At 68.4% G+C, this 13,822-nt stretch carries 8 protein-coding genes; 2 read left to right on the top strand and 6 right to left on the bottom strand.

Features of this window, described 5'->3' with window-relative positions; translation table 11 throughout:
• Nucleotides 1-85 precede the first annotated feature (85 nt).
• The 3 genes from AC3CBB_RS16230 to rpoB form a co-directional block, all read right to left on the bottom strand.
• Entirely contained in the window at nucleotides 86-1,156 is a 1,071-nt protein-coding gene (locus AC3CBB_RS16230; RefSeq protein ID WP_488625388.1) for a GNAT family N-acetyltransferase, read from the bottom strand.
• Nucleotides 1,157-1,247: 91 nt separating this feature from the next.
• Entirely contained in the window at nucleotides 1,248-5,129 is a 3,882-nt protein-coding gene (locus AC3CBB_RS16225; protein WP_488625387.1) for a DNA-directed RNA polymerase subunit beta', read from the bottom strand.
• A 45-nt stretch (nucleotides 5,130-5,174) separates the two neighbouring features.
• Nucleotides 5,175-8,666: a DNA-directed RNA polymerase subunit beta gene (rpoB, locus tag AC3CBB_RS16220; RefSeq protein ID WP_123506917.1), complete on the bottom strand. Its 3,492-nt coding sequence runs from the start codon at nucleotides 8,664-8,666 to the stop codon at nucleotides 5,175-5,177.
• 497 nt (nucleotides 8,667-9,163) lie between these two features.
• Between rpoB and AC3CBB_RS16215 the strand changes: the two genes are divergently transcribed.
• A complete protein-coding gene (locus AC3CBB_RS16215; RefSeq protein WP_123506916.1) occupies nucleotides 9,164-10,045 on the top strand; it encodes a type IV toxin-antitoxin system AbiEi family antitoxin domain-containing protein in 882 nt (293 codons plus the stop codon).
• Between the two features lie 145 nt (nucleotides 10,046-10,190).
• Here the strand turns inward: AC3CBB_RS16215 and AC3CBB_RS16210 are convergent, their stop codons facing one another.
• The gene (locus tag AC3CBB_RS16210) at nucleotides 10,191-10,814 is read right to left on the bottom strand and encodes a LysE/ArgO family amino acid transporter (protein ID WP_488625386.1); all 624 of its coding nucleotides are present in this window, start codon (nucleotides 10,812-10,814) and stop codon (nucleotides 10,191-10,193) included.
• Between the two features lie 68 nt (nucleotides 10,815-10,882).
• Between AC3CBB_RS16210 and AC3CBB_RS16205 the strand changes: the two genes are divergently transcribed.
• Nucleotides 10,883-11,764, top strand: coding sequence for a LysR family transcriptional regulator ArgP (locus AC3CBB_RS16205; protein WP_488625385.1), 882 nt, complete (start codon nucleotides 10,883-10,885; stop codon nucleotides 11,762-11,764).
• On the opposite strand, the gene AC3CBB_RS16200 is transcribed toward AC3CBB_RS16205, so the two are convergent.
• Both AC3CBB_RS16200 and AC3CBB_RS16195 read right to left on the bottom strand, forming a co-directional pair.
• Nucleotides 11,751-12,521, bottom strand: coding sequence for an SDR family NAD(P)-dependent oxidoreductase (locus AC3CBB_RS16200; protein WP_488625384.1), 771 nt, complete (start codon nucleotides 12,519-12,521; stop codon nucleotides 11,751-11,753). The two genes, AC3CBB_RS16205 and AC3CBB_RS16200, sit on opposite strands and share 14 nt — an antisense overlap.
• 23 nt (nucleotides 12,522-12,544) lie before the next feature.
• A complete protein-coding gene (locus AC3CBB_RS16195; RefSeq protein WP_123506912.1) occupies nucleotides 12,545-13,795 on the bottom strand; it encodes a sensor histidine kinase in 1,251 nt (416 codons plus the stop codon).
• Between the last annotated feature and the right edge of the window lie 27 nt (nucleotides 13,796-13,822).

The raw sequence follows: 13,822 nt of genomic DNA, 5'->3' as shown, positions 1-13,822 counted from the left end.
GTCGCGCAGTGACACGTCGCGCAGTGACGCGACGGAACTCGGGGCCACCTGACGCGCACCACGAGCCGCCATGGGGAGAGTCGCGTCAGTACTCGCGCACCAGGCTGACGGACGAGCCGATCGGCATGAAGCCCAGCCCCTCGTAGAGGCCGGTCGCGCCCGTGGGGCTCTCGGAGTCGACGTCGAGCACCGAGTGGGCGAGCCCCGCCGCAGCGTGAGCGCGCATCGTGCGAGTCAGCAGCGCCTGCGCCACGCGGCTGCCTCGCCACTCGCGCTTCACGCCGACGTACTCGAAATAGCCGAACGGGTGGCCGGCCTCGACCCACTCCGCCTCGTTGACGCTCGTGAGCACGAACGCCACGACGTCGTCCGTCGCCGGATCGACTGCGACGAACGACAGGTCGGGGCGTGCGATCGGCAGGGCGGCCGTCGCCTCCCAGTCAGCCTGCGTCGTCGGCTGCGAACCCCAGTGGTCGCGGAACACCTCGTTGCGCGCCTGGCGGGTCCGCTCCGACCAGTCCGGGCCGTATGCCTGAATCCTGAGCGCAGGAACGAGGGGTACCTCTTCGACGCCACCCGCGAGATCCCGGGTCAGCTCGAGCCACCACCGTCGCTTCCCGAACCCGTGACGCTCGAACAGGTCCAGGATCCACGTGGCACGCGCATCCGCGTGGGTGAGGGTCCAGCCGGGCAGGGCACGCTCGCTCGTTGCGAACTGCTCCTCGGCGCGCGCCACCTGCCACCGCAGGAGCGCCGTGCCGATGCCTTCGCCGCGGCGGTCCGGGTGAACGGCTCCAGGGATGCTGGACCGCACCAGGGTCTCCTGGCTTGGCAGCAGGACGGCGAACCCGTACGCGACCATCCGCCCGTCGGCGTCCTCGGCCACGACGGTGTCGCGCTCCGGGTCGAGCTCCTCGCGCGCCAGGTCGTGCACGAACTCCTCGAGCGTGAACACGAAGTCGGGGTGGTCGACGAGCCCGGCGGCGTTCGCGACGGCGAGGACCCCGGCGGCGTCGGTCGCGCGCATGCGGCGCCAGGTGACCGGAGGGAGTTCCTGCGATTCGCGGCCCTGCGCCCTCGGCGCCTCTTCGGGGAGGCCCACAGGCTCGGCAGGGGCGATCACGCGGTCGCGGAGGGGCGTCGTCGTCTGGTCCACTCCCCCAGTGTGACGGATCCGCTCGGCAGACTCAGGAAGGCCCCGCCACGCAGTGCGTGACGGGGCCTTCCCTGTGGAGCGGTGGTGCTGACTAGCTGTAGCTGCCCGGCGTGAAGTCGTCAGACGAGAACGAGTCGAAGTCGACGAAGCTGAGGTCAGCCTCGTTGAACGACGCGTCGTCGGTGAAGACACGGTTCGGGTAGCGCTCGGCCTTCGCCTCTTCGGTGGCCTCGACGGCCACGTCGCGGTAGCGGCTGAGGCCGGTACCGGCCGGGATCAGCTTTCCGATGATGACGTTCTCCTTGAGGCCCATCAGCGGGTCGCTCTTGCCCTCCATGGCGGCCTGCGTGAGAACACGCGTGGTCTCCTGGAACGAAGCGGCCGACAGCCACGACTCGGTCGCGAGCGAGGCCTTCGTGATGCCGAGGACCTCCTGGCGAGCCGAAGCCGTCTTCTTGCCCTCGGTGAGAGCGGCGCGGTTGATCTCGTTGTACCGCATGCGGTCGACGAGCTCACCCGGCAGCAGGTCGGTGTCGGCGTGGTCGACGACGGTGACCTTGCGGAGCATCTGACGGACGATGACCTCGATGTGCTTGTCGTGGATCGGCACGCCCTGCGAACGGTAGACGTCCTGGACGCCGCCGACGAGGTGCTGCTGAACCGCACGGACGCCCTTGACTCGCAGGACCTCCTTGGGGTCGACCGCACCGGCGATGATCTGCTGACCGAGGTCGACGTGCTGGCCGTCCTCGATGAGGAGGGTCGAGCGCTTGAGCACCGGGTAGATCACCGGCTCGTCGCCGTTGTCGGGCGTGAGGATGACGCGACGCGAACGGTCGGTGTCTTCGATCACGACACGGCCGGCGCTGTCGGCGATGGGCGACGCACCCTTGGGGGTACGAGCCTCGAAGAGCTCCGTCACGCGGGGAAGACCCTGCGTGATGTCGTCCGCCGAAGCCGAACCACCGGTGTGGAAGGTGCGCATGGTCAGCTGCGTGCCGGGCTCGCCGATCGACTGGGCCGCGATGATGCCGACGGCCTCTCCGATGTCGACGAGGTTGCCGGTCGCGAGCGAACGGCCGTAGCACTTCGCGCAGACGCCGACTGCCGACTCGCAGGTCAGGACGGAGCGGACCTTGATGGTCTCGACACCGGCCGCGACGAGCTCGTCGATCAGGACGTCTCCGACGTCAGCGCCCGCCTCGGCCACGACAGTGCCCTTGGGGTCGACGGCATCGGCAGCGAGGGTACGGGCGTAGACCGTGTTCTCGACCGTCGCGTCACGGACCAGGACGCCGTCGGCGCCCGGAGCCGCGATCGGCATCTCGAGACCGCGCGTGGTGCCGCAGTCGTCTTCGCGGATGATGACGTCCTGCGACACGTCGACCAGACGACGCGTGAGGTAGCCCGAGTCGGCCGTACGGAGAGCGGTGTCGGCCAGGCCCTTGCGTGCACCGTGCGTGGCGATGAAGTACTCGGCGACCGACAGACCCTCGCGGTACGAGGAGATGATCGGACGAGGGATGATGTCACCCTTCGGGTTGTTCACCAGACCACGCATACCCGCGATGTTGCGGACCTGCAGCCAGTTACCACGAGCACCCGACGTCACCATGCGGTTGATGGTGTTGTCCTTCGGGAAGTTCTCGCGCATCGCGGCGGCGACCTCGTTGGTCGCCTCCGTCCAGATCTTGATCAGGTCGGCGCGACGCTCGGCGTCCGAGATCAGGCCCTTGTCGAACTCGCCCTGGACCGCTGCGGCCTGCTTCTCGTAGCCCGCCACGATCTCCGGCTTGCGCGGAGGCGTGAGGATGTCCGAGAGCGCCACGGTCACACCGGAACGCGAGGCCCAGTAGAAGCCGGCGTCCTTGATGTTGTCGAGGGCGGCGGCGACAGCCACCTTCGGGTACCGCTCGGCGAGGTCGTTGACGATCGTCGAGAGGACGCCCTTATCGGTGACCTCCTGGACGAACGGGTAGTCCTCGGGGAGGGCCTCGTTGAAGATGGCACGGCCCAGCGTGGTCTCGACGAGGGTGGTGTCACCCTCGACGTAGCCCGCGGGAGCCTCGCCTGCGGCGAACGTCAGACCCGGGATGCGGATCTTGACGACGGCGTTGAGGTCGAGCGAGCCCTGGTCCTTGGCGAGGATCGCCTCGGACACGGACGAGAACGCACGGCCTTCGCCGGTCGCACCCTCGGTGACGGTCGTCAGGTGGTGCAGGCCGATGATCATGTCCTGTGCGGGCAGGGTCACCGGACGGCCGTCTGACGGCTTGAGGATGTTGTTCGACGCCAGCATCAGGATGCGGGCCTCGGCCTGCGCCTCGACGCTCAGCGGGAGGTGCACGGCCATCTGGTCGCCGTCGAAGTCCGCGTTGAAGGCGGCGCAGACGAGCGGGTGGAGCTGGATGGCCTTGCCCTCGACGAGGAGCGGCTCGAACGCCTGGATGCCCAGACGGTGCAGCGTCGGCGCGCGGTTCAGCAGCACGGGGCGCTCGCGGATGATCTCCTCGAGGACGTCCCACACCTGCGGGCGCGAACGCTCGACCATGCGCTTGGCGCTCTTGATGTTCTGAGCGTGCGACAGGTCGATAAGGCGCTTGATGACGAACGGCTTGAAGAGCTCGAGAGCCATCTGCTTGGGCAGACCGCACTGGTGCAGCTTCAGGGTCGGCCCCACGATGATGACCGATCGACCCGAGTAGTCGACGCGCTTTCCGAGCAGGTTCTGGCGGAAACGACCCTGCTTTCCCTTGAGCATGTCGCTCAGGGACTTCAGGGCGCGGTTGCCGGTACCCGTGACGGGGCGGCCGCGGCGGCCGTTGTCGAACAGCGCGTCGACGGCCTCCTGCAGCATGCGCTTCTCGTTGTTGACGATGATCTCGGGGGCGCCGAGGTCGAGCAGACGACGAAGACGGTTGTTGCGGTTGATCACACGACGGTAGAGGTCGTTGAGGTCGGAGGTCGCGAAGCGGCCACCGTCGAGCTGCACCATCGGGCGCAGCTCCGGCGGGATGACCGGGACGACCTCGAGCACCATGGCGGCCGGCGAGTTGCCGGTCGACAGGAAGGAGCTCACCACGCGCAGGCGCTTGATGGCGCGGATCTTCTTCTGACCCTTGCCGTTCGCGATCTGGTCGTGGAGGATCTCGGCCTCGGCCTCGAGGTCGAACGACTGGAGGCGCTTCTGGATCGCCTCGGCGCCCATGTGGGCCTCGAAGTAGATGCCGAAGCGGTCCTGCAGCTCGTGGAAGACGGCGTCTTCGGGCTTGAGGTCGCCGACCTTGAGCGTGCGGAAGTCCTCCCACACGCGCTCGAGACGGTTGATGTCCTCGTCGAACGCCTTGCGCGTCTGCGACATCTCCTTCTCGGCACCGTCCTTGGCACGACGCTTCTGGTCGCTCTTGGCGCCCTCGGCCTCGAGAGCCGCGAGGTCGTCCTCGAGCTTCTTCAGGCGGTCGGCGATGCGGCTGTCGCGCTGCGACTCGAGCTGCTTGATCTCGAGGCGGAGCTCGTTCTCAAGGCCCGGCATGTCGGCGTGACGACCCTCGTCGTCGATCGAGATGACCATGTAGGCGGCGAAGTAGATGACCTTCTCGAGGTCCTTCGGCGCCATGTCGAGCAGGTAGCCCAGACGCGACGGAACACCCTTGAAGTACCAGATGTGCGTGACGGGGGCGGCGAGCTCGATGTGGCCCATGCGCTCACGACGGACGGAGGACTTGGTGACCTCCACGCCGCAGCGCTCGCAGACGATGCCTTTGAATCGGACTCGCTTGTACTTGCCGCAGGCGCACTCCCAGTCGCGGCTGGGTCCGAAGATCTGCTCTCCGAAGAGGCCGTCCTTCTCGGGCTTCAGCGTGCGGTAGTTGATGGTCTCCGGCTTCTTGACCTCACCGTGCGACCAGGCGCGGATGTTCTCGGCAGTGGCGAGACCGATCCGCAGCTCATCGAAAGTTGTTGCTTCGAGCAATGTGTATCCCTTTTTAGAAAAGTGTCGACGTTGTCGGGGGTGGGCTTAGATCTCGTCGATGTTCGACGACTCGAAGCGGGAGGAGATGTTGATGCCGAGCTCTTCCGCAGCGCGGAACACCTCGTCGTCGTTGTCGCGCAGGCTGACCGTCTGGCCGTCGGCAGACAGCACCTCGACGTTCAGGCAGAGCGACTGCATCTCTTTGATGAGCACCTTGAAGCTCTCGGGGATACCGGGCTCCTGGATGTTCTCACCCTTGACGATCGCCTCGTAGACCTTCACGCGGCCGAGGATGTCGTCGGACTTGATGGTCAGGAGCTCCTGGAGCGCGTACGCGGCTCCGTAGGCCTCGAGGGCCCAGACCTCCATCTCACCGAAGCGCTGGCCACCGAACTGCGCCTTACCACCCAGCGGCTGCTGCGTGATCATCGAGTACGGACCGGTCGAACGGGCGTGGATCTTGTCGTCGACCAGGTGGTGCAGCTTCAGGATGTACATGTAGCCGACCGAGACGGGCTCCGGGAACGGCTCTCCCGAACGACCGTCGAACAGGCGCGCCTTGCCGGACGAGCCGATGAGGCGCTCGCCGTCGCGGTTGACCAGGGTCGAGTCGAGCAGGCCGGCGATCTCGTCCTCCGACGCACCGTCGAAGACCGGGGTCGCGACCTTCGTGCCGGGCTCGGCCTGACGGGCGTGATCGGGCAGGTTGTTCGCCCACTCCTGGATTCCGTCGACGTTCCAGCCCTGCTTGGCGATCCACCCGAGGTGGATCTCGAGCACCTGGCCGAAGTTCATTCGACCGGGCACGCCCAGCGGGTTGAGGACGATGTCGACGGGGGTTCCGTCGGCGAGGAACGGCATGTCCTCGACCGGGAGGATGGTCGAGATGACGCCCTTGTTGCCGTGACGACCGGCGAGCTTGTCGCCCGCGGTGATCTTGCGCTTCTGGGCGATGAACACGACCACGCGCTGGTTGACGCCCGAGCCGAGCTCGTCGTCGCCGTCCTGCGAGTCGAACACCTTGACGCCGATGATCGTGCCCTGCTCGCCGTGAGGCACCTTCAGGGACGTGTCGCGGACCTCGCGGCTCTTCTCGTTGAAGATCGCGCGGAGCAGGCGCTCCTCGGCACTGAGCTCGGTCTCGCCCTTCGGCGTGACCTTGCCCACGAGGATGTCGCCGGGGCGGACCTCGGCGCCGATGCGGATGATGCCGCGCTCGTCGAGGTCGGCCAGCAGGTCCGGGCTGACGTTGGGGAGGTCACGGGTGATCTCCTCCTTGCCGAGCTTCGTGTCGCGGGCGTCGACCTCGTACTCCTCGATGTGGATCGACGAGAGGGTGTCGTCCTTCACCAGGTTCTGGCTCAGGATCATGGCGTCTTCGTAGTTGTAGCCCTCCCACGGCATGAACGCCACGAGGAGGTTCTTGCCGAGCGCGAGCTCGCCGTTCTCGGTCGCAGGACCGTCGGCCAGGACCTCGCCGGCCTCGACGCGCTGACCGGCGTCGACGATCACGCGGTGGTTGTACGACGCACCCTGGTTCGAGCGGTCGAACTTGCGCAGGTAGTAGTCCTGCGTGCCGCCCTCGTCGAGCTGCACGGTGACGACGTCGGCGGAGACCTCGAGGACCACGCCGGCCTTGTCGGCGGTGACCACGTCACCGGCGTCGATGGCCGTGTAGCCCTCCATGCCGGTTCCGACGAGCGGCGACTCGCTGCGGACCAGCGGGACGGCCTGGCGCTGCATGTTCGCACCCATGAGGGCGCGGTTCGCGTCGTCGTGCTCGAGGAACGGGATGAGCGACGTCGCGACGGAGACCATCTGGCGCGGCGAGACGTCCATGTAGTCGACCTCGGCCTTCGCGACGAGCTCGACCTCTCCGCCCTTGCGGCGGACCAGGACCTTGTCGTCGGCGAAGTGGAAGTCGCCGGTGAGGGGCGCGTTGGCCTGGGCGACGATGAAGTCGTCCTCCTCGGACGCGGTCAGGTAGTCGATGTTCGCCGTGACCACGCCGTCGACGACGCGACGGTACGGGGTCTCGATGAAGCCGAACGAGTTGATTCGGGCGAACGACGCCAGCGAGCCGATCAGACCGATGTTCGGGCCTTCAGGGGTCTCGATGGGGCACATGCGGCCGTAGTGCGACGGGTGGACGTCGCGGACCTCGACGCCGGCGCGCTCGCGGCTCAGACCACCGGGGCCGAGGGCCGAGAGGCGGCGCTTGTGGGTCAGACCCGAGAGCGGGTTGTTCTGGTCCATGAACTGCGACAGCTGGCTCGTTCCGAAGAACTCCTTGATCGCGGCGACGACGGGGCGCACGTTGATCAGGGTCTGCGGCGTGATCGCCTCGATGTCCTGCGTGGTCATGCGCTCGCGGACGACGCGCTCCATGCGGGAGAGACCGGTGCGGACCTGGTTCTGGATCAGCTCGCCGACCGCGCGGATGCGACGGTTGCCGAAGTGGTCGATGTCGTCGATGTCGAGGCGCAGCTCGACGGGCTTGCCGTCGCGGGTGCCGGCGATCGTCTTCTGCTCGGCGTGCAGCGACACGAGGTACTTGATCGTGGCGACGATGTCGTCGACGGTCAGGACCGAGTCGGTCAGCGGCGCGTCCATGCCGAGCTTGCGGTTGATCTTGTAGCGACCCACCTTGGCGAGGTCGTAGCGCTTCGGGTTGAAGTAGAAGTTGTCGAGGAGCGCACGCGCAGCCTCGGCAGCGACCTGCTCGCCGGGACGGAGCTTGCGGTAGATGTCCTTGAGCGCCTCTTCCTTCGTGAGGATGGTGTCCTTCTCGAGGGTGGCCTCGATGGACGCGAAGCCCTTGAACTGCTCGGCGATGTCTTCGGAGGTGAGGCCGAGGGCCTTCAGGAAGACGGTGACGCTCTGCTTGCGCTTGCGGTCGATGCGGACGCCGACCTGGTCGCGCTTGTCGATCTCGAACTCGAGCCAGGCACCGCGGCTCGGGATGATGCGCGAGGAGTAGACGTCTTTGTCGGAGGTCTTCTCGGGCGTGCGGTCGAAGTAGACGCCGGGCGAGCGCACGAGCTGCGACACGACGACGCGCTCGGTGCCGTTGATGATGAACGTTCCGCGCTCGGTCATGAGCGGGAAGTCGCCCATGAACACCGTCTGGGTCTTGATCTCGCCCGTGAGGTGGTTCATGAACTCGGCGTTCACGTAGAGGGGAGCCGCGTAGGTCTTGCCGCGCTCCTTGCACTCGTCGATGGAGTACTTGGGCTCTTCGAGCTCAGGCGCGGTGAACGAGAGCTGCATGGTCTCGCCGAGGTCCTCGATCGGGGAGATCTCCTCGAAGATCTCCTCCAGGCCCGAGTTCACGGCGAGGTCGGTGCGGCCGGCAGCTTGGCCATCGGCGAGACGCGCCTTCCACACGTCGTTGCCGACCAGCCAGTCGAAGCTCTCCGTCTGAAGCGCCAGCAGGTCGGGGACCGTCAGCGTGTCGGTGATCTTCGCGAACGACAGGCGCGATGCGGCGCGGCCGTTCTTGGGTGAGTTGGTTTGTGCGTTGGGCGCAGCAGCCAAGGAAACTACCTCCATGGACACGAGGTCCTATGTCGTCTGTTCGGACAGTACGTTGTGTGTATCGTCGAACCCACCAGGTGCCAGGAGGCCGAGACCTCGGACAAGACACCACCTCATCGCGGGCCCTTCGCAGGGCCGCCTCGAGGAGCCTCAGACGACCGCAATATGACGGCTGAAGGCATGGGGAGCGCAAAGATCAACTATATGCGGCTCCGACGCGCCCTGTCCAGTGGCATCGTTGACCTTTTTAGCGATCCCCGGTATAAGCCGTGGCGCGTAGCGTGCGTTTCGCCCCCTCGCCCCTCTCCCCCCTCTCCCGAAATTCAAGGAGATCCTCCCTGGGGGAAGGCGTTGACCCGGATCGCCAGGCCATAGCGCGCAGTTTCTCCTTGAAATTGCTGGGCGGGGACTGTCCACAGCTTCTGAGCGGCGCCCCGTTGTCCACAGGGACGTCGTTCCGGGGCTGAACGACTTGCAGATCCGGGCACAGTCACTCCATGGATCCAGGACTCGACATCGCCCTCCGCAGCCTGAACGGCCTCGCACGACGAGCAGAGCTGTTGAGGGCAGGCGCACCAGCCGACAGTTTCGGGCCCGCATGGGCCGCCGGCGAGATCCTGCGAGTACGTCACGGCGTGTACGCGCGTCCGGGACTCCCCGAGCCGATCCTTCGCGCCGCCCGGATCGGCGGCGTCTTGGCGGCCGCGTCGGCCGCGCCGTTCCTGGGGCTGTGGAAGCCGCCGCACGAAAGGCTGTTTGCGAGCGTCCGCCCGGGCGCCATGGGGCTCCGCGATCCTGACGATGCGACTCGCGCCCTCGACCGGATGCGAGACGACGTCGTCGTCCTTCACGATGGCGGACGACTCCGACCCGGCGCCCGACTCCACGTCGATGTGCGGACCTGCGTGCGGCAGACCGTGCAGCTGGAGTCTCCTGCGTTCGCCCTGGCTATCCTCAACTCGGCGCTTCGGGCAGGGCGACTCGACGCCGACGACCTCGCGTGGCTGACTACGTCGGCGCCCGTTCGCTGCCACCCGGTGCTCGCCGCTGCGGACCGCCGGGCCGAGTCCGGCACCGAATCGGTCATGATGTGGAATTTGCGCTGCGCGGGCATCGCATTCGAGCCCCAGGTCGTAGTCGACGGTGGTGAGCGCGTCGACTTCGTGGTCGGCCGACGAGTCGCAGTCGAGTGCGTCAGCGTCGAGCACCATGCGGGGACGGCCAACTACTCGAAGGATCGCCGACGTATCGCGTCGATCGTCCGACAGGGCTATGTCGTCCTGGAATTCACGTACGACCAGGTTCTCTACGACTGGCCGATGGTCATCGCGACAATTCGAGCGGCCATCGAGCGGGAGTACCTGGCCAACGCCCTCTAAGCCTCCGGCTCCCCAGAAAATTCAAGGAGATTATCCATCGGCTCGGCCGGTCTCAGAGGCGGCCCGGGCGCCCTGGCAATAATCTCCTTGAATTTCGGGGGCCGGAGGCGAGGGCGGAGGCGAGATGAGGGCGAGGAGGGGGGGCTCAGAGGCCGAAGGCCAGCCGCAGGCCGAGCCCGACCATCACGCACGCGATGACGGCGTCGAGCACCCGCCAGGCCCCCGGCCGCGCGAAGACGGGGCGGAGCAGGCGCGCACCGAACCCGAGGCCGGCGAACCAGAGGCACGACGCCGCGAGCGCGCCCCCGGCCCACCACCACCGCTCGTCGGGGCCCTGCTGGTTGGCGACCGAGCCGAGGAAGAGGATCGTGTCGAGGTACACGTGGGGGTTGAGCCAGGTGAGGGCGACAGCGGTGGCGACGGCGGCTCGGAGGGGGCGGTCGCGAGTTCCTGCGCCCGGAGCCAGAGCGGCGGGTCGGATGGCGCGGCGTGCGGCCAGGAGGCCGTACCCGACGAGGAAGGCCGAGCCGATGACGCGGATCGCGAGGAGCGCGACGGGGGCGGCCTGCACGAGGGCTCCGATGCCGAGCACGCCGGCGAGGATCAGCACGGCGTCCGACAGCGCGCAGACCAGCACGACGGCTGCCACGATCCGGAGCCGGCCCTCGATGCCGATGCGCAGCACGTAGGCGTTCTGCGCTCCGATGGCGATGATGAGCGAGAGGCCGGTGGCGAGGCCGAGGAGCGCGGGCAGGAGCGTTGTGGTCACGAGGCGACGCTAGGGGGCATGAGCGATTCAGTACAGCTAAAGATTCTCACTCTGCATAAGCTGAGCTAATGCACCGCGACCAGCTCGAGACGCTCGCCGCCCTGATCGACGAGGGCACCTTCGACGCGGCCGCCCGGCGCCTGCACGTGACGCCGTCGGCCGTCTCGCAGCGGGTGAAGGCCATGGAGCAGGCGGCGGGCCAGGTGCTCGTGCGCCGCACGTCGCCGGTCGAGGTCACCGAGGCGGGGGCCGTCGTGCTCCGCCATGCGCGCCAGGTCGCTCTGCTCGAGGCCGACACGCTCCGAACCCTGGGCGCAGGAACTGGCGCCACCGCCGTCGCCCTCGCCGTCAACGCCGACAGCCTGGCCACGTGGTTCCTCCCCTGCCTGGCGGGGCTCGGCGGCCGCGTCACGCTCGACCTCCGCCGCGAGGACCAGGAGCACACGGTGGGCCTGCTGCGGTCGGGCACGGTCATGGCCGCCGTGACGTCGACGCGCGAGGCCGTGCAGGGGTGCTCGATCGAGCCGCTCGGCGTGATGCGCTATCGCGCGGTGTGCGCCCCGCGCTTCGGCGCGGCGCACGGGCTGCCGGGCACCCTCGAGTCGGCGCCGGTCGTCTACTTCGACCGGGACGACGACCTGCAGGAGGCGTTCCTGAGGCGGCGCGGACTGCTGGTCGGAGCGGCGCCGCGGCACTACATCCCGACGTCGGACGACTTCGCGCGGGCGGTCGCGCTGGGGTTCGGCTGGGGCCTGCTCCCCGAGCAGCAGTGCCTCTCGCCGCTCGAGGACGGCTCGCTGATCGAGCTCGCCCCCGACGAGCCGCTCGACGTGGAGCTCTTCTGGCAGCGCTGGAACCTGCGGTCGGAGACCCTGGACGCCGTGTCGGACGCCGTGCGGGCCGGTGCCGCGGCGGCGCTCCGGCCACCAGCGGGGATCAGCGCGGGCTGACCACCTTCTGCGCCGCCCAGAGCGCGACCTTCTTCGGCAGCAGCCGCACGCCGACACGGGCGAGCACCGCGTTCGAGACGCCGTCGACGACGCTCGGCTGGTCGCGCGCCAGGGCGCGCTTCGTCGTGTCGATGAGCTGCGCGGTCGTGCGCTTGGACCTCGCGAAGTCCTCGCCGGCCACGTCGAAGAACGGCGTCTCGGTGGGGCCGGGGCAGAGGGCGAGCACTCGCACGCCGGTGCCCCGGGTCTCGTGCCAGAGCGCCTCGGTGAACGACAGCACGTAGGCCTTGGTCGCTCCGTAGACGGCCATCAGCGGCAGCGGCTGGAAGGCGGCGTTGCTGGCCACGTTGATGATCGTGCCGCTGCGGCGCTCGATCATCGCGGGCAGGCAGCGCTGCGACAGCTCGGTGAGCACCTCGCAGTTGAGGCGGATCTGGTCGGCGAGACGGTCGGGGTCGGCCTCGGCGACGGGGCCGTGCGTGCCGAAGCCGGCGTTGTTCAGGAGGAAGTCGACGTGCAGGCCCGCGGCGGCGACGTCGGCCGTCAGCTCGGCGGCCGCGTTCGGCGCGCCCAGGTCGCGCGCCATCACGGTCACCGCGACCCCGGACGCGGCGCGGATCTCGCCGGCGAGCGTCTCGAGCTTGTCGGCGGAGCGGGCGACGAGCACGAGGTCGAGGCCGTCGGCGCCGAGGCGGCGGGCGAACTCGGCGCCGATGCCGGTGGAGGCCCCGGTGATGAGGGCGGTGCGAGAGGTCATGGTGGCCGATGCTACCGGCGCGGTCAGACCCGCACCGCCATCGCCCGATCGGCGGGCTCCGACTCGCTGGCCCAGCGCAGGGTGACGACGGTCCCGTGTCCGGGCGCGCTCGTGATCGCGGCGACGCCGCCGATTCCGTTGACACGCTCGAGGATCGACACGCGGACCCCGAGGCGCTCCGACTTCACCGACGTGTCGTAGCCCGCGCCGTCGTCGGCGACGACGATCTCGGCGACGCCCCCGACAGCGCGCACCTGGATGTAGCGCGACGCTCCGTCGCCCGCGTGCTGGCAGCTGTTGACGACGGCCTGGATCGTCGCGTCTCCGAGGGCTTCGGCGATGTCGGCGGGCAGGAGCATGGCGGGGACGAGGCGGGCGTCGCTGATCTCGGCCTCCGTGTCGAGCTGGGCCATCGCCTCGCGGATCCGCTCGTGCACGTCGATGAGCGGGACGGGCAGATCGGCCGCGCCGTGCCCGGCCATGGCCTCGCCGAGACGGTCCATGCTGGTCTTGGCCATGGCGGCGGCGAGAGACCGGGCCCTCGGCGTGTCGGCCTTGCCGGCGGAGATGAAGGCCGTGAGGACGCCGTCGTGCACGATCGAGTCGACCTGCACCCGCTCCAGCTCGGTGGCGTGCTGGCGCACGGCCTCGCTGTAGCGGCTCACGGCAGCGCTCTGGGCGATGTCGACGCTCTGCGCGGCCCTCCGCAGGAGGCTGACGAGGATCAGCACGGCGGCGCCGAGCACGATGGCGTAGCTGGCGTCGAGTGCGGCCTGACCGGGTGCGACCCCGCCGCCGGCAGGCGTCTGCCTCACGTAGAAGAAGAGGCCGGGGATGATGAAGAGGTAGGCGGTCGCCACCCACGTGCTGAAGGCGAAGACCGCAGCGGCCAGCACCATGTTGCAGACGTACCAGAGCCACGGGCCGCTGGGCTGGACCTGCGTCAGATCGGGGAACGCGAACGGCCAGGTGGCGAGAGCGACGACGAAGACGACGCAGGTGATGGAGGCGACGTACGGGACGAAGCGTCCGACGAAACCGGCGACCACCAGCACCAGGAACGACCCGAACACCAGCACCAGCATGAGCAGCGCCCAGCTCGGCCGCAGCGACGGCGACTGGGCCATGGCGATGGGCACGGCCTGCGCCCCGAAGACCAGCGACATGATCGAGAGGCTCCGCTCCAGCACGCGCTCGACGGCCAGGCCCGTGACGGGCTTGGAGGGTCCGCGCCGCTGCGGGGTGGGGGCGTCGTTCGACTCCGGGAGGGACATGACGTGTTCTCGATCAGGGCGGGTCAG

The sequence above is a fragment of the Frondihabitans sp. OV104 genome (genome assembly GCF_057787745.1).
Note: the sequence above shows the minus strand (reverse complement) of the source record. Positions and strands in the feature narration are given on the sequence as shown.

Excerpts from the sequence above, each read along its gene's own strand:
- AC3CBB_RS16215 (WP_123506916.1), top strand. The coding sequence starts at position 9,164 with ATGGATCCAGGACTCGACATCGCCCTCCGCAGCCTGAACGGCCTCGCA.
- AC3CBB_RS16205 (WP_488625385.1), top strand. The coding sequence starts at position 10,883 with ATGCACCGCGACCAGCTCGAGACGCTCGCCGCCCTGATCGACGAGGGC.
- AC3CBB_RS16200 (WP_488625384.1), bottom strand. The coding sequence starts at position 12,521 with ATGACCTCTCGCACCGCCCTCATCACCGGGGCCTCCACCGGCATCGGC.
- AC3CBB_RS16195 (WP_123506912.1), bottom strand. The coding sequence starts at position 13,795 with ATGTCCCTCCCGGAGTCGAACGACGCCCCCACCCCGCAGCGGCGCGGA.